Below are 17,068 nucleotides of genomic sequence, written 5' to 3' on the forward strand. Positions count from 1 at the left end.
TCGCCGTCAGGCGACCGGATTACTGACCCCCTTCCGGTGCCCTCTCGGGCACCCTCATGTCCCTTCGGGAGCACCCCTCGTGAACCAGCCTGCCGAAAACCAGCCCAGTCACGGCACGGTCAGCCTCGCGCAGTCGTCACCCACCGTCGGCACCTTCCGCGAGCGCGACGGCGCGCTGGAGTGGAGCGGCCGCCAGGAGACCCTGCGCATCGAGCCGTGGGGCCCGGACGCGGTCCGGGTGCGGGCCCGGCTCGGCGGACCGATCCTGGAGGGCCTGCCGGGCGCGCTGCTCGACGAGGCGCCGGCCACCGAGAGCAGTGTCAAGATCGGTGACGGGGAAGGGCAGTTGACCGTCGGCTCCCTCACCGTCGAGGTGAGCGCCGAGGGCCTGATCCGCTTCCTGCGCACGGACGACGGCAGCGAGGTGCTGGCCGAGGAACGCGCCCACTTCTGGTGGCCGGGCTCGCGCCTCTACACCGCCGTCGGCAACGGCCACCACCGTCTGGAGCAGCGCTTCGCCGCCTACGACGACGAGAAGCTGTACGGCCTCGGCCAGCACCAGCACGGCCGGTTCGACCAGAAGGGCCTGGTCCTCGACCTGGTCCAGCGCAACGCCGAGGTCGGCATCCCGGTGCTCTCCTCCAGCCGCGGCTACACCCTCCTGTGGAACAACCCGGCGATCGGCCGCGTGGAACTGGCACACAACGGCACCCGCTGGGTGGCCGACTCGGCCCGCCAGATCGACTACTGGGTCACCGCGGGCGCCCCGGCCGACGGGCAGCGCCGCTACAGTGCGGTCACGGGCCGTACGCCGATGCTGCCCGAGTGGGCGGCGGGCTTCTGGCAGTGCAAGCTGCGCTACCGCACCCAGGACGAACTCCTCGCGGTGGCACGGGAGTACAAGCGCCGGGGCCTGCCGATCACCGCCATCGTCTGCGACTTCTTCCACTGGACGCATCTGGGCGAGTGGAAGTTCGACCTGCGCGAGTGGCCGGACCCCGCGGCGATGGTGCGCGAGCTGGAGGAGCTCGGCATCAAGCTGGTGGTGAGCGTGTGGCCGTCCGTGTCGCCGCTGAGCGAGAACCACCAACTCATGGAGCAGCGCGGCTACTTCATCGGCACCCAGTACGGCCCGATGGCGCACGCCGACTGGCCCGACAAGGGAGTCGCGTCCACGGTCCAGGTGGCCTTCTACGACGCCACGAACCCGGACGCGCGCGAGTTCGTCTGGGAGCGCGTCCGCGACAACTACCTTCTGCCGTACGGCATCACGGCCTTCTGGCTGGACGCCTGCGAGCCGGAGCTCAAGCCGGGCTTCCAGGAGAACCTGCGCTACTGGACGGGCCCCGGCCTGGAGGTCGGCAACAGCTACCCCGCCGAGAACTCCCGCACCTTCTACGAGGGTCTGCGGGCACAGGGTGAGGAGGTCATCACCCTCAACCGCTCGGCCTGGGCGGGCAGTCAGCGCTACGGTGCCGCTCTGTGGTCCGGCGACATCGGCACCGACTTCCCGACCCTGCGCCGCCAGATCGCGGCCGGCCTCAACACGGCCCTGTCCGGCATCCCTTGGTGGAACACGGACATCGGCGGCTTCCACGGCGGCGATCCGGACGACCCGGCGTACCGCGAAGTGATGGTCCGCTGGTTCCAGTTCGGCGCCCTGTCCCCGTTGATGCGCCTGCACGGCTTCCGAGACCCGGGCATGCCGCTCGGTCCGGACATGACCGGCGGCCCCAACGAGGTCTGGTCGTACGGCGAGGAGGCCGGCGCGATCCTGGAGCGGTACCTGCGCCTGCGCGAGCGTCTGAAGCCGTACGTCCTGGAGGTCATGCGGGAGGCGCACGAGGAGGGGCTGCCGCCCATGCGGCCGCTGTTCCTGGAGTTCCCCGAGGACCAGGCGGCCTGGTCGGTCGACGACGCGTATCTCTTCGGCCGGGACCTGCTCGTGGCCCCCGTGCTGACCGCGGGTGCCACGGCCCGCACGACCTATCTCCCGGCGGGCGCGACCTGGACGGACGCGTGGACCGGTGAGACGTACGAGGGCGGTACGGCCGTGACGGTCGACGCCCCGCTGGACCGCATCCCGCTGTTCCTGCGGGACGGGGCGCGGCTGCCTGTGGCGGAGTAGCCGGGCCTGGATGCGGAAGTGCGGCCGGTCCCCCCACGAGAAGGACCGGCCGCACTCTCGCGTTCGCATGTCAATTGCGGCAGACCGAGGCCAGGGAGCGGACGAGGGCACCGGTGTGCAGCAGGTCCGGGTGCTTCTCGTGGTGGATCTCGACGACGGCCAGGGCGAGTTCGGGCTGGCAGGTCGGGGCGGTGCGCGCCGGGGTGGAGTCGGCGACGGCGCGGACGAGGTCCGTGTTGATGCGGTTGATGGTCTGGCGGACGACGTTCAGGTCCGGCTTGGTGGTCGGTGCCCGGTCGGGGTGGGCGGTCCACTCGGCGTAGAGGCCGCGCTGGACGACCTTGTTCGCCTCGATCTGGTCGCGGAAGATGCGCCGGACCTCGTCGGGGTCGGCGCCGATCTGCTGGGCCTGGGCGGCGACGGAGTCGAGGACCTGCTGCTCGCGCGCCGGGTCGTCGATGGGGCTGTCGGTGCCCCACTTGGCGGCGGCCACCAGGTCGGCGGTGGCGAGGCGTTCGGCGGACAGGGCCGCCACGGGCTGCAGGGGCCAGGCCTGGTGATGCAGTGGCGGGGCCATGGGTGCCGCCACCGCGGTGCCCGGCAGGGCGAGCAGCGCGGAGGCGGCGATCAGAGTGGCGCGGAGGGGGGTGGGGATTCGCATGGTGCCCATGAAACCCACCCCACCCCCGACTCCTCAACTGCTGCTGACGTTCTCGCTGTTGACGACGAAGTCGAGGCCGCCGGACGAGGACGTGATCTCGAAGCCGAACTGCAGGTCGCCGATGGTCACGTTGCCGAACCAGCCCTTGGTGTCCTTGATCCACTTCAGGATCGGCAGGACGTTGACGGTGCCGGAGGTGGAGTTCGAGGTGCGGACGAACGAGAACACGTCGTTGGAGCCGTTGTTGCCCTTGTAGACGGTCCAGGTCGAGCCGCCGAGCGTGACGTTGCCCTGGGAGGTGCCGAGCGGGCCGACGGCTCCGGTCTTGTTGACCCAGAGCATGATCTCGTACTTGTAGTTGGTGTCCCAGATGTCGTACGACGTGTTGTACGCGCCGGAGGACGGGACGGAGACGTTGTAGCTGCTGGAGAGCGAACCGAGCGAGGTGATCGACTTGTTGATCACCTTCTTGGCGTTGGGGTAGGACTTGATGCCGCCGGTGTTGGGGTGGTTGGCGTTGACACCCCAGTTGGTGCCGGAGTTGGCCCAGATGCACTGGGCGCCGGCGCCCGAGCCCCAGATGTTGTTGTAGAGCGTGTACCCGTTCAGGCTCGTGTTGCCGTACTGGGCGCAGGAGCTCCAGACGGCGGCGGAGGCGGGGGCGGAGGCGAGGCCGACGGTGGCGCCGAGGGCCATCGCGGGGGCCAGAACGGCCATGGTGACCTTGCGCAACGTGCTCGTTGCCATGGTGTCCCTTCCATGGGTGGGGGGAATTGCGGGGGTGGTTACCACGCCCCCAGGGCGAGGACGTGGTCTTCTCCGGCGACGAGGTCGAGCGGTTGCGTGCCGGAGGAAGTCCTGAGTTCGACGCGGTGACTGCGGGTGGGGCGCAGCACCGCGGTCGCTTCGTGCGGGTTCCAGGTGAGGTCGAGCTCCGCCCCGAACCGGGTGCGAATGCCGAGAAGTTGGCCCTTCGGGTACGCCTTGGGCAGCGCGGGCAGCAGGACCAGGCGGTCCGGGGTCGACTGCACGAGCATCTCGATCAGCACGGCGGGCAGGGTGTGTGCGGCGTCGGCGTTGTAGACGTCGCGGTTCGGGTAGTGCGCGCTCATCAGCGAGGCGTGGAAGAAGTCGCCCCTGAGCACCTGGCCGAGGGCGTGCGCGACCCGTTCGCCGTCGCGCAGGCGGGCGGCGACGAGGGCGTGGTGCAGATGGCCGTGGGCGGAGTCGTTCTCGGCGCCGCGCAGTTCGAGGGCGCGGTGGGCGGCGGCCGCGAGGTCGGGGGTGTCGTACGGGTTGATCTCGTCGAGCGGCCAGACGCCGTAGAGGTGGCTGAGGTGCCGGTGGTCGTAGGTGTCGTCGAGGCCGGGCCAGGCCCACTCGGCGAGGGCGCCGTCGGCGTTGATCCGGTGCGGTGGGAGCCGGTCGGCGAGTGCGCGCCAGCGGTCGGCGTGCTCCGGGTGGTACCCGGCGGCCGTCAGCAGGGCGTGGCGGGCGGCCGAGAGGTCCATGGCCGCGTTGATCGCACCCCAACTGGCGTTCGCGGGGCGGTTCTCGGGCGAGTAGGAGGGGACGACGACGAGATGGCCGTCGGCATCGGGGCGCGGATCGGTGCGGGTGAGGAAGTCCTCGTAGAACAGGGCGACTTGGGCGAGGGCGTGGGCGGTGCGGGGGTCGCGTTCGCCGCGGGTCTCGTCGTGGTCGACGAGCGGCTTGAGCAGCCAGTCGGCGCCCGCCGTCCACAGGTGCAGGGGGTATTCGCGGCTGAAGTGGTACGTCAGCCCGGACTCGCCGTCGGTGTGGGCGGGGGCGACGACTCCGCGGGCCCCGAAGACCGCGCGGGCGTTCGCGGCCCAGTCGGGGAGCTGACGTTCGATCAGGGAAGCGTGTGCCGCCGTCACTTCGGGGAGCGCGGCGGCCGCCGCGGACGCGGTCTGGAGGTTGAGGTTGGCGTCGTTGGTGAACGCTCCCGCCCACGCGGTGTTCCAGTCGCCGGTCCACAGGCCGACCAGACGGGGCGGGAACAGGCCGCTCGCGGACAGCAGGTGGTAGCGGCCGGCGGCGAAGAGGCGCTCCAGCAGGGCGGGGCTGTCGGGGTGCGCGAGCAACTCCGAGCCGGACAGGGCGCGTTCGGCAGGGTCCGCGTCCAGGTCGAGGGTGACGCGCTCGTAGGCGGGGCGGTGGAGGGCGGTATGACGGTCCAGGAGGGTGGTGTACGGGTCCTCGTCGTCCGGCAGCAGTGCGCGCAGGACGTGGGCGTGGGACGTCGTGTCCAGGTCGCCGGTGTGCCGCAGCACCCGGGTCAGCAGCAGGACCGAGTCCGCGCCCGCGACCCGCACACCGGGGGGCGTGAGCGTCGTACTGCCCCCGGCGACGACGAGAAGCGTCACTCCGGTGTACGCCGTGTCGGTACCGGGATAGCGGACGCGCTGCGTGAGCAGGGCGCCCTCGGGGGTGAGGAGCGCGCCGTCGCCGACGGCGAGGCCCGGGGGCGCGCTCGGCAGCCGGTGGTCCAGGGCGATGTCGAGGTCGGGGGCCGTGACGTGCTGGACGATCACGTCGTCGGCGCGCGACACGAAGACGCGGCTGCTCCAGCCCTCGCACACCGCCTTCGCGACGCCGGTGGTGAAGTCGACGGAGCGGCGGTAGCGGCGCGGCTCCTCGCCGGGCGACCTGCGCAGCCGTACCTGGAAGGCGGGGTGGAAGGGCTGCACCCACTGCAGGTCGCGTCCGTCGGTGAAGCTCTCGGCCGCGTGCAGGTCGCCCGCGAGCAACCGGTCCTGAAGTGCGGGGAGTTCGGCGGCGAGTCGGGGCGGGCGGCGGGCCCCTTCGTCGCCGTTGGGGCGGACAAGGGTGTGGTGCGTGACGACGACCCGCTCGTCGTTCGGATCGCCGAACACGAGGGCGCCGTGGTGGCCGTTGCCGCTCAGGAAGCCGTCCTCCCAGCGGGTGGCGGGGAGGGGTTCCCAGGTTCCGTGGACGATGTTCATGACCGCAACACCACCACGCCGTACCGGCCGAGGGTGAGCCGACCCTCGACGGTCGTTCCCGTCAGCAGGTCGTGGTGGGTGCCCGGCACCTCCACGGTCACCGACTCGCGCCCGTGGTTGAGCACGAAGAGCAGGCCACCGCGGCGGACCGCCTCGACCCGGTCGGGCAGGCCGTCGAGGACGGGGCGGGCGCCGGCGTCGGCCGCGACCTGGGCGAGGAGAGTGCGCAACGCGTGCGGCTCGGGAAGTGTGGAGACGTACCAGGCACGGCCGTTGCGTAGAACGGCGGGCAGCCCGTCGAGTTCGCCTCCCTTGTACGCGGCTTCGACCGACGCATCCCCGGCCGCCTCGATCTCTTCCGACCACAGGGTCCCGCGGAAGCCGTCGGTCTCGGCGGTCTCCCCCGCGTCCAGCGGCCACCACTCGTGCAGGGTGCGGATGCCGAAGAGTTCGCGCAGCCGCGGGTCCATGCCGCCGGGGCGCACCCGGTCGTCCTCGTCGGCGACACCGGTGAGAAAGCCGCAGACGAGGGTGCCGCCGCCGCGGACGTACGCGAGGAGGTTGTCGATCGCCGCGTCCGTGAGGGCGTACAGCTGGGGGACGACGACCAACTTGTAGGCGGTGAGGTCGTGTTCGGGGTGGGCGAAGTCGGTGGTGAGGTGGGCCTGCCAGAGGGCGCGGTGCCAGGTGGTCAGGACCTGGGTGTAGTCGACCTGGGTGGAGAGACGGCCCTCGTGGGCGCCGGCCCACCAGGAGTGCCAGTCGTGGAGCACGGCGATGTCGTTGGCGGTGTGACTGCCCGTCACTTCTTCGCTGATCAGGGCGAGTTCCGCGCCGAGCTGCCTGACCTCCTGGTACGTACGGCCCTGCTCGCCCGCGTGGCTGACCATCCCGGAGTGGAACTTCTCCGCGCCCTGGCGGGACTGGCGCCACTGGAAGTAGCAGACGGCGTCGGCGCCGCGGGCGACGGCCTGGAGGGACCAGAGGCGGTTGAGGCCGCGCGGCTTGGGGTGGTTGACGCCACGCCAGTTGACCGGTCCCGCCGCCTGCTCCATCAGCATCCAGGGGCCGCGGGCCTGCGAGCGGGTCATGTCCTGGACGAGGGCACCGCTCTGGGCGCCGAACGGGTCGCGCGGGTCGGGATAGAGGTCGACGGAGACGACGTCCTCCTCCCCCACCCACCGCCAGGCGTCCTGCCCGACCCACAGCGGCATGAAGTTGGTGGTGACCGGAATGCGGTCCGGGGTGTGCCGGCGGACGATGTCACGCTCGGCGACGTAGCACTCCAGGAGCATGTCGGACGTGAAGCGCTTGAAGTCCAGGACCTGGGCGGGGTTCTTCATGTAGTGGGCGTGGCGGGGCGGCAGGAGCTCGTCCCAGTCGCCGTAGCCCTGGCTCCAGAAGGCCGTTCCCCAGGCGGAGTTGAGGGCGTCGAGAGTGCCGTACTTCGTCTGCAGCCAGCGGCGGAAGCGGGCGGCGGCCTCGTCGCCCCAGTCGTAGGTGCAGTACTCGTTGTTGATGTGCCACATGGTGAGGGCGGGGTGGCCGCCGTAGCGGGCGGCGAGGTCCTCGGTGATGGCGGCGGCGTAGCGTCGGTAGGCGGCGCTGGAGTGCGAGAAGTGCTGGCGGCCGCCCCACCATTCGGTGCGGCCGTCCTCGTCGGCGGGCAGGGTCTCGGGGTGGAGGTGCCCCATCCACGGCGGGGGCGAGGAGGTGGGGGTGGCGAGGACGACGCCGATGCCGTTGTCGTACATCAGGTCCATGAGCCGGTCGAGCCAGCCGAACTCCCGTGCCCCCGGCCGGGGTTCGAGCTCGGCCCAGGAGAAGACACCGAGGGTGACGGAGTTGACGCCGGCGCCCTTCATGAGGCGGACGTCCTCGAGCCAGGTCTCCTCGGGCCACTGCTCGGGGTTGTAGTCGCCGCCGAAGAGGATGCGGCCGCGGGTGGCGTCGGCGAGCGTCGGCCTGTCGGTGGCGGGCATCAGACGGGCTCCCCGTACTGCACCCCGCGCCCGTTGGTGGCGAGGTAGACGCGGCCGTGGATCCGGGGATCACCGGCGATGACCTCGCCGATGTACCCCCACTGGTGCTGGTCGTCGTTGATCCGCACCCAGCTCTTCGCGCCGTCGTCGGAGCGGTAGACGGCGGTGCTGGTCTCGGTCGAACCGACCTGGTAGATCGCCGGGTAGTCGGCGCCGTCGGCGGCCTTGCCGAAGCCGAGGGTGTACGAGGCCCAGCAGCTGTCGACCTTCGAGAAGGTGGCCCCGCCGTCGGTGGACCGGTGGAGCCCGTTCCACTTGGTGCTCAGCCACAGGTCGCCGGAGCGCCCCGGGGCCGCGACCACCTTGAACTGGCTGTCGCCGGAAGGCAGTCCGGTCGCACGCGCCGTGAAGGTACGGCCACTGTCAGTGCTGGCGAGTAGCTTTCCTGTATCGGTGTCGTACGCGTAGAAGAGCGTCGGGTCGGCCGGGTCGGCGACCGGCGTGGCGCCCTTCGGGAAGGAGGAGATCTCGGTCCAGGTGGCTCCGTTGTCCGCCGAGCGGTGGGCCGCGTACTTCGTGCCGTCCCAGTGCACGAAGGACCACAGCAGCACGCTGCCGTCGGCGTTGGTGGCGATCGGCCCCGGTGCGTCCTTGGCGATGGTGGGCTGGGCCTCGAAGGGCGCCCAGGTCTGCCCGCCGTCGTTCGAGTAGGCGCCGTTGCCGTTGTCGCCCCAGCCGGTGCGGACGACGTACGCCGGCTTCGTCCCGGCCTGCGCGAGTCCCGTCGCCGACCCGAACACGGGATTCGTCGTCATGCCGCGCGACGGGGACGCCGTGAGCCGGTCGTGGTACAGCACGCCGATGTCCCGCGAGCCGCTGAGCAGGTGCGCCTCCCCGACCGGGGGTGACACCAGCTGGACCACGGACGTCTCTTCCAGCCCGCGGATCTGCGGGGCCCAGTGCTTGAGGTCCCGGGTGCCGTAGAGGGTGGCGCCGGTGCCGTAGACGACATGCCGGGAGTCGTACGGGTCGATGCCCACGGCCTGGATCCACCAGCCGAACTTCGGCTTGTCGGCACCCCAGTTGAGGAAAGGAGTCTCGGACACGTCGAAGACAGCAGCGTCCTTGAGGGACGTCCAGGTACGGCCGCCGTCGGTGGTCCGGTAGAGGGTGTCGGTGTCCGCCCAGCGGTTGTTGGTGGAGACGACGACCGTCCCGGGCCGGCGGGCGTCGACGGCGACACCGCCGTAGCCGAAGGTGTCGGAGGAGCCGTCACTCGTGGTCCCGCCGGGCTTCACGGGCGTGACCTCGGTCCACTTGCCCCTGACCGTGGCGAGCTTGTGCACGCTGCCGTCCGACTGGCCGTTGGGTCCGGGCGCGTTGGCGTACGTCAGGTACAGCTCGCGGGTGAGGCAGTCGTACGCGGCCCGGATCGGGACCTTGGCGGAGGTGCCGGCGGGCTGCCCGGGCACGGCTTCCCACGTGCTCCCGTCGGCGGTTCTGTAGAGGTTCGGGGAGGTGCCGTCGGAGTCTCCCCAGCCGGCGTAGAGGGTGCGCCCGGCGGCGACGAGGAGGGTGACACCTTGACCGCTCGCGCTCGGGCTGCCCGGGAAGTCACCGGCAGCGGCCCAAGTGGCCCCGCGGTCGGTCGACTTGAGCAGCCCGTCGTGCCGGGTCCCCAGCCACAGGGTGTCGCTGTCGCGCGGATCGACGAGCAGCCGCTCCCCCGCACCCCGCCCGTCCTCGTTGGCGCCGAGCTTCACCATGAGGTCGGTGCGCGTCCAGGAGGCACCGCGGTCGTCGGAGCGCAGGACGGCACCGTTGCCGGCCCAGGACTGCGCGTAGGTACCGACGGCGAGATAGAGCCGGTCCGGGTGCACGGCGTCGACGGCCATCGCCTCGACACCGAGAAGGTTCCAGTCGTCCGAGTCGAAGTGGTCGATCAGCGGCGTCCAACGAGCGGCACGGTCGTCCCACCGATAGGCACCACCGATGTCGGTACGGGCGTAGGCGAGACCACGCACCGACGGGTGGAACAACACACCGGTGACGAAACCGGTGCCACCGATCACGGCGTTGCGCCAGCGGTAGGAGGGAGTGGTCTTGGCCCCTGCCTCGGCAGCGTGCGCGTGCCCCGGGAGCAACGGAACGGCGGTGAGCGCGGCAGCGGCCGCGGTACCGGCGAGAACGGCCCGGCGGCTCAGACGGGACGCGAGCATGACACATACCTCGATCTGAAAGGAGGGGGAGGAGGAGCGCGCCCATAAGGGGCGCGGGGAACTGCGCGACAAGCCACAACCAACCCGCAGCCGCCGTACGACCGACCAACCCTGCCCAGTGGGCGGGCGAACCGGTCAGCCCTTCACCGCACCGGTGAGCATGCCCTTCTTGAAGTGCCGCTGGACGAACGGCGACAGCACGGCCACCGGCAGCAGAGCCATCACCATCACGGCCATCTGGATGGCAAGCGGCGACAGTTGACCGGTGTTGATCTGGGCGGCCAGACCCACGGGCCGTTCCTGCTTCTGCACCAGCTGGATCATGACGTTCTGCAGCGGCATCATGTCCTGGTCCGTCAGATAGATCGACGCGTTGAACCAGGCACTCCAGTAACCGACCGCGTAGAACAGGGAGATCACCGCGAGCACCGCCCGCGAGAGCGGCATGACGATCTTCCAGAGGATGCGCCACTCCCCCGCACCGTCGATGCGCGCGCTGTCGATCAACTCCGGTGAGATGCCCATGAAGAACGAGCGCAGCACCAGGATGTTGAAGACGCTCACCGCACTCGGCAGGATCAGCGCCAGATAGGTGTCGGTCAGGCCGAGGGACTGCACCAGCAGATACGTCGGTATCAGGCCCGCGCCGAAGAACATCGTGGCCAGCAGCAGCATCAGGAACCAGCGGTGCCCGAGCGAGCCGACCCGTGAGAGGCCGTACGCGCACAGCACCGACACCGCCATGCTGAACAGCGTGCCGACCAGGGTCACGCCCATGCTGACCATGGCGGCGCGCTGCACCTGGCCGCCGCTGAGGAGTTCGCGGTAGGCGACGAAGGTGATGCCCTTCGGGACGACCACCAGACCGCCCGTCGCGTCGATGGTCTTCCGCGACGAGAGGCTGGTGACGATCACGATCCAGAGCGGGAAGAGGATCCCGAAGCAGGCCAGGGTCAGGACCAGGCCCTTGCTCGCGACACCGGCCTTCGAGGGCTCCTCCTCCCAGGCCTGGCGGGGTGGGGCCGCCCACGGACCGGGCCTGTCCGCGGACCGTGCGGGCTTGTCGATGACGGTGGTCACTTCTTGTACACCCCCTGCTCACCCATGAGATGGGCGACCTTGTTGGCGATCAGCACGAGGGCCAGGCCGACCACGCCCTTGACGATGCCGGCGGCCGCGGCGTAGCTGAAGTCCTGGTTGCGGATGCCGTTCCACCACACGTAGGTGTCGAGGACCTCGGCGGCCCCCGGCCCCACGGAGTCGCGTTGGAGCAGGAGTTGCTCGAAGCCGACGGTGAGGGCGTCGCCGACGCGCAGCACCAGGAGCAGGGCGATCACGGGACGCAGGGCGGGCAGCGTGATGTGCCACATGCGCCGCCAGCGTCCGGCGCCGTCCATGGCGGCTGCCTCGTACAGGTCGTTCGAGACGGACGAGAGGGCGGCGAGGAAGACGATGATGCCCCAGCCGGCGTCCTTCCAGACGCCCTCGGCCGTCACCAGGAACTTGAAGATGCCCGGGTCGGTCATCAGGTCGATGCCGTTGTAGCCGTGCTGGCGCAGGGTCTGCGCGATGATGCCGGCGCCGCCGAAGATCTGCTGGAAGACGGTGACGACCAGCACCCACGAGAAGAAGTGCGGCAGATACATGATCGCCTGGGCGACCGCCCGGACCCGGGGCCTGACCACGCTGTTGATGAGCAGCGCGAGCAGGATCGGGATCGGGAAGAACAGGACCAGTTGCAGGAAGAACAGCACGAACGTGTTCTGCACCGCGTGCCAGAAGGCCGAGTCCTGGAATATCTGCTGGAAGTTCTCGAGGCCGATCCAGGGGCTCTGCAGCATGGCGACGAAGCCGTTGTCGCTGAGGTAGGGGTCGTAGTCCTGGAAGGCGACCACGTTGCCGAGGATCGGTATGTAGTTGAAGAGCAACAGCAGCAGCACCGCCGGCAGCGTCATCAGGATCAGGGTGCGGTCGCGCCTGAACCTCAGCCGGAAGCTCAGCTTTCCCGAGCGCCCTCTGCCCGTCCTGGCTTCCCCGGATCCGGTGGCACCGGACGCCGGCGGCCCCTTCTTCGTCTGCGTGTTCTTCGCCTCGGCCCTGCTACGAGGCACCGTGCTGTGCGACACGGCCGTTCTCCTTGCCCTCAGCCCTGCCCGCCCGGGGTCACTTCGCCGAACCGTTGTCGTCGAGCAGCTTCTTGTACCAGGCCCGCAGGTCGTCGCCGCCCTTCTTCTTCCAGTCGGACACGGCCGTCTGCATGTCGCTGATCTTCTTGCGGCCGCGGACGATGTCGTCCTCCAGCTGCTCGAAGTCGTTGGCGAGGTTGGTCCAGCGGTTGGGCTCGGTGATGGTGAGTCCGTAGAAGGAGGACTTCTTGGTGAAGGCGCCCATGCGCTGCTGCCACTCGACCATCTGCTTGGTGACGTCCGGGAGATCGGGGTACGCGATGAAGGCGGCCGGGTCGCCGGTGTAGTCGTAGGCGCCGTTGACCTCGTTGGTGCCCTGCGTGGTCTTGACGGGCAGACCCTTCTTCACCGTGTAGTCGGTGCCCTCGACGCCGTACTGCGTGAGCATGTGCTCCTTGGTGCCGTAGGGCGCGGCGCAGTAGTTGGCGAGCGCGAGGAAGTCCTTGATCTGCTGCTTGGACGCCTTCTTGCTGACGAAGGTGAAGATGTTCGCGGGCTGCACCGCCCACAGCGTGGGGTCGCCGCCCTCGGGGCCGAAGATGTCGAAGGCGCCCATCTCGAAGTCGGGGTTCTGGGTGAGCTGCTGGGCGGTCTGGCCGTACCAGGCGGAGAGGTCGCCGTTGAAGACGAGGACCTGGCCGGCGGTGAAGCGGTTGGCCGCGTCGCCCTTGGCCGCCTTGGCGTCGGGGTGGACACAGCCGGCCGCGTACAGCTTGCGGGTCCACTCCAGGGCTTCGAGGTACTCGTCGGTCTCGATGCGGTTGACCAGCTTGCCGTCCTGGAGGTTCCACCACAGCGCCTTGTCGCTGCCGGGCAGCGCGCCGAAGATGTTGAAGGCGGACCACTTCAGGTCGTCGCAGGCCCACACCTTCGACTTCGCGCTGGTCGCGTCCTTCGCCCAGGACAGGAACTCGTCCGGCGTCTTCGGGAGGTCGTAGCCCTTCTTCGTGAAGATGTCCTTGCGGTAGAAGGGCGCGATGTTGGTGACGTACGAGGCCGGCATCGGGATCGCACGCAGCTGCCCGCCGAAGATGGCGCGCTGCCAGGCGTCGGTGGGGACAGCCGCGAGGTTCGGGTAGTCCTTGACCTTGTCGCCCGAGAGGTAGGGGCCGAGGTCGGCGAACTTGGCGTTGATGGCGCTGGGTATCTTGCCCGACAGGTTCCAGCCCGGGATGACCACCGCGTCCGGGATCTCGCTGGAGGCGAGGACCGCGCCGAGCTTCTCGTCGTAGGTGTTGCCGTCCTGGTTCTGCCAGGTGATCTGCACGCCGACGGCTTCGTTCATGGCCTTGTAGTAGGGGTTGCTGTTGGACGGCGGGGTGCCCCACAGGGGCGCCATGATCTTGAGCTTGCCGCCGCTGCCGAGCTTCTTCGGGACGCCCGTCTTGAGGTCGGCGTCCGCGATCGCCTTGGTGAAGCCCGCCGCCGAGCCGTTCTTGGCCGGGATGTCCGGCGTCACCACGCTCGTTGCCGCAAAGGTGGGGAGGAGCTTCTGGGCCGCCTTCCCGGACGTCGTGCCGTCCTTGTTCCCGTCCTGCCCGCCCCCGCAGGCGGCAAGCAGCGGCATCCCGCCCGCGACCGCTGCGGTGGCGACCGCGGTGGAGGCGAGGAAGCTTCTCCGGCTGGGCCCGGAGGAGGCGGAAGCGGCGTTCGGCGTCATTGCGTCAACCCTTCATGGCGCACCAGGACACCCGGCGGTGGCCGTCGGCTGCGGTGTCTTGTGTGGAACTGGCTGAGCCGAAGCGACCTCGGCCCTCGATCGTCGGATGTATGCGCGCCTTCCGGCGGCAGCTCCTCGGTGTCGAGAGATAGTCGAAGCGCTTCGATGTTGCTGCGAGGTTAAGTGACGACCACAGGGTGCACAAGGGTCGATTCCAAGATTCCTCCGAGGTGTCCCGGATTCCGTCGCACTCATATGCCGCTTGAAATGTCGGTGCAGGAGTCGCACTTGTTGCCCCGTGGTGTCTTGACACCCGACCTCTCGTCGAATGAGCATCGAAGCGCTTCGAAAGCGCTACGCCGTTCCATCGCAAGGGGACCCCCACGTGACCGCACAGACGCCGCCCACGCCGCCGTTCCGCGATCCGCAACTGCCGTTCGCGAAGCGCATCGACGACCTGTTGGAGCGGCTCACGCTCGACGAGAAGATCTCCTTCCTGCACCAGTTCGCGCCCGCCGTCGAACGCCTGGGCGTCGACGCGTTCCGCACCGGGCAGGAGGCACTGCACGGTGTGGCCTGGATGGGTCCGGCCACCGTCTTCCCGCAGGCCGTGGGCCTCGGCGCCACCTGGAACACGGACCTCGTACGCCGGGTCGGCGAGGCGGTGTCCAAGGAGACCCGCGCCATGCGCGCCCACGACGACCGGATCGGCCTCAACGTCTGGGCGCCGACGGTGAACCTCTTGCGCCACCCCCTGTGGGGCCGCAACGAGGAGGGCTACTCGGAGGACCCGAAACTCACCTCCGCGATCGCCACCGCGTACACCCGCGGCCTGCGCGGCGACCACCCGACGTACTGGCGCACGGCGCCCGTCCTCAAGCACTGGCTCGCCCACAACAACGAGACGGACCGGGCGACTTCGTCCAGTTCGGTCCGCCCGCGCGTCCTGCACGAGTACGACCTGCGCGCCTTCCGCGAGACCGTCGAGGCGGGCACGGTGGCCGGGGTGATGCCGGCGTACAACCTGGTCAACGGCCGCCCCAACCACGTCTCCCCGTACCTGCGCGAGCAGCTGCGCGCCTGGACCGACGAAGACCTCCTCGTCTGCTCGGACGCGGGCGCGCCCTCCAACCTGGTCGACTCCGAGCACTACTTCGACAGCCACGAGGAGGCGACGGCGGCCTCCCTGCTGGCCGGCGTCGACAGCTTCACCGACCACGGCACGGACGGCTCGAAGATCGTCGCTCGCATCCAAGGCGCCCTCGGACAGGGCCTGTTGACCGAGGGCGACATCGACACGGCCGTCCGCCGTCAGCTCTCCGTACGCTTCCGGCTCGGCGAGTTCGACCCGCACTACGACCCGCACGCCGGCATCAAGGACTTCGACACCCCGGCCCATCGCGCGCTCGCCCAGGAAGCGGCCGAGCAGGCGGTCGTCCTCCTCAAGAACGACGGCCTGCTTCCGCTGGCCCCCGACACCCGCCTCGCCGTGGTCGGCCTGCTCGCCGACGAGTGCAAACTCGACTGGTACAGCGGCACCCTCATCCACCGCTCCACCCCGCTGGAGGGCCTCTACGAGCGGTTCGGCGCCGAGCGCGTCGAGTTCGCGGAGGGCGTGGACCGGGTCCTGCTGAAGACGGCCGCCGGTACGTTTCTCCACGTCCCCGCGGCCGCCGACGCCCCGGACGAGGTGCGCGGCGCCGAGGGCGCCCTCGACCCCGCCCTGCTCGCGGGCCGCACGGACCTGCCCCCGCTGAGCACGGACGCGACCGGCACCGAGTTCGCGCTGATCGACTGGGGCGAGGGCGTCCTGACCCTGCGCGCCCCCGACGGCCGCTATCTGTCGGTGGCCGAGGACGGCTACGTGCGCGCCTCCGCGGACCAGCCCGGCGGCTGGGTGGTCCAGGAGACATTCACTCTGGAACCCCACGAAAACGGTCACCTCCTCAGACACGTCGGTACAGGTCGCCACGTCTCGGTCGCCGCCGACGGAGTAAAGGTTGCCGACGAAAATCCGGAAATGTTCGAGCTCATCGTGACCGAACGCGGCGAGGACGCAGTAACGCAGGTCACTGCGCGCGCCGACGTGGTGCTGGTGGTCGCGGGCAACGACCCGCACATCAACGGCCGCGAGACCGAGGACCGCACGACGCTGCGCCTGCCCGCCCACCAGGAGCGCATCCTGCGCGCCGCCCGCGCCACGAACCCGAACACGGTGCTGGCACTGGTCTGTGCGTATCCGTACGCCGTCGCGACCGCCGCGCTCCCGGCGGTGCTGTGGACCGCGCACGGCGGCCAGGCCGCGGGCACCGCCCTGGCCCGCGTGCTGTCCGGCGACGTCTCCCCCGCGGGCCGCCTCCCGCAGACCTGGTACGAGGGGGACGGCGACCTGCCCGACCTCTTCGACTACGACGTGATCGGCGGCCGCCAGACGTACCTGTACTTCGAGGGGACGCCACTGTTCCCGTTCGGACACGGCCTGTCGTACGCCTCGTTCGCGTACGGCGACCTGTCGGTGCGAGTGGACGACGCGGCGGCGCACGTCTCCTTCACGGTCACCAACGCCGGTGATGTCACCGCCGACGAGGTCGCGCAGCTCTACACGCGCGCCGTGGAGCCGACGGTGACGCGCCCGCGCCGCGAGCTGCTGGCCCACCGCCGGATCACGCTGGCGCCGGGCGCGAAGGCGGACCTGTCCTTCGAAGTCCCGTTGTCCGCCTTCGAGTTCTGGGACGTGGCCCGGAACGGGTGGCGCCTGGAACCGGGCCCGTACGACGTGCTGGCCGGCGCCTCCAGCGAGGACATCCGCCTGCGTACGACGGTGATCCTGGACGGCGCTCCCGACGCCCCGCGCCCCGTCCTCCAACACGGCCTGAACGCGGCCGACTTCGACGAGCAGAGCGGGGCCGCGATCGTCGACCGCACGAAGGTGTCGGGCGACGCGGTGACGCCGGCCGCGGGCCGGGACGCCGAACTGGTCTACCGCGACTGCGACTTCGGGGACGGCGTCACGGAGCTGACGGTCACCGTGGCGGGCGAGGGTGTCGTGGAACTGTCCCTGGACGGAGGCGCGGTGCTCGCCGCACTGACACCGGACACGGCGGACTCGGACGACCCGGTCGACCCGTACGCCTACACCACTCTCGGCGCCGGCATCGTCGCCGAGGGCGTGCGCGACGTCCACCTCAGACTGCGCGGCGCCTTGCGGCTCGCGCACGTCGGCTTCTCCGGTTGAGGGTCCG

At 70.1% G+C, this 17,068-nt stretch carries 10 protein-coding genes; 2 read left to right on the top strand and 8 right to left on the bottom strand.

Annotated features, from left to right (window positions below):
• Positions 1-79 precede the first annotated feature (79 nt).
• Positions 80-2,128, top strand: a complete 2,049-nt coding sequence (locus tag OG303_RS15595) for a TIM-barrel domain-containing protein (protein WP_405868959.1) — start codon at positions 80-82, stop codon at positions 2,126-2,128.
• A gap of 70 nt (positions 2,129-2,198) precedes the next feature.
• Here OG303_RS15595 and OG303_RS15600 read toward each other — a convergent pair whose 3' ends face one another.
• From OG303_RS15600 to OG303_RS15635, 8 genes are all read right to left on the bottom strand, one after another.
• Positions 2,199-2,789: a chorismate mutase gene (locus tag OG303_RS15600; protein WP_405877281.1), complete on the bottom strand. Its 591-nt coding sequence runs from the start codon at positions 2,787-2,789 to the stop codon at positions 2,199-2,201.
• A 33-nt stretch (positions 2,790-2,822) separates the two neighbouring features.
• Entirely contained in the window at positions 2,823-3,536 is a 714-nt protein-coding gene (locus OG303_RS15605; protein WP_405868961.1) for a glycoside hydrolase family 12 protein, read from the bottom strand.
• A gap of 38 nt (positions 3,537-3,574) precedes the next feature.
• Positions 3,575-5,779: a glycosyl hydrolase family 95 catalytic domain-containing protein gene (locus tag OG303_RS15610; RefSeq protein WP_405868963.1), complete on the bottom strand. Its 2,205-nt coding sequence runs from the start codon at positions 5,777-5,779 to the stop codon at positions 3,575-3,577.
• The gene (locus OG303_RS15615; protein WP_405868965.1) at positions 5,776-7,761 is read right to left on the bottom strand and encodes a beta-galactosidase; all 1,986 of its coding nucleotides are present in this window, start codon (positions 7,759-7,761) and stop codon (positions 5,776-5,778) included. The genes OG303_RS15610 and OG303_RS15615 overlap by 4 nt, the downstream gene beginning before the upstream one ends.
• Positions 7,761-9,980 (bottom strand): 1,4-beta-glucanase, encoded by a 2,220-nt coding sequence (locus OG303_RS15620; protein WP_405868967.1) that lies wholly within the window; start codon positions 9,978-9,980, stop codon positions 7,761-7,763. Before OG303_RS15620 ends, OG303_RS15615 begins: the two co-directional genes overlap by 1 nt.
• A 135-nt stretch (positions 9,981-10,115) precedes the next feature.
• A complete protein-coding gene (locus OG303_RS15625; RefSeq protein WP_405868969.1) occupies positions 10,116-11,060 on the bottom strand; it encodes a carbohydrate ABC transporter permease in 945 nt (314 codons plus the stop codon).
• A complete protein-coding gene (locus OG303_RS15630; protein WP_405868971.1) occupies positions 11,057-12,106 on the bottom strand; it encodes an ABC transporter permease in 1,050 nt (349 codons plus the stop codon). Before OG303_RS15630 ends, OG303_RS15625 begins: the two co-directional genes overlap by 4 nt.
• Positions 12,107-12,143: 37 nt before the next feature.
• Positions 12,144-13,826, bottom strand: a complete 1,683-nt coding sequence (locus OG303_RS15635) for a Tat pathway signal sequence domain protein (RefSeq protein ID WP_405868973.1) — start codon at positions 13,824-13,826, stop codon at positions 12,144-12,146.
• A gap of 385 nt (positions 13,827-14,211) precedes the next feature.
• Between OG303_RS15635 and OG303_RS15640 the strand changes: the two genes are divergently transcribed.
• A complete protein-coding gene (locus tag OG303_RS15640; protein WP_405868975.1) occupies positions 14,212-17,061 on the top strand; it encodes a glycoside hydrolase family 3 C-terminal domain-containing protein in 2,850 nt (949 codons plus the stop codon).
• Positions 17,062-17,068: the final 7 nt, after the last annotated feature.

The sequence above is a fragment of the Streptomyces sp. NBC_00005 genome, from assembly GCF_045160215.1.
GTDB lineage: Bacteria > Actinomycetota > Actinomycetes > Streptomycetales > Streptomycetaceae > Streptomyces.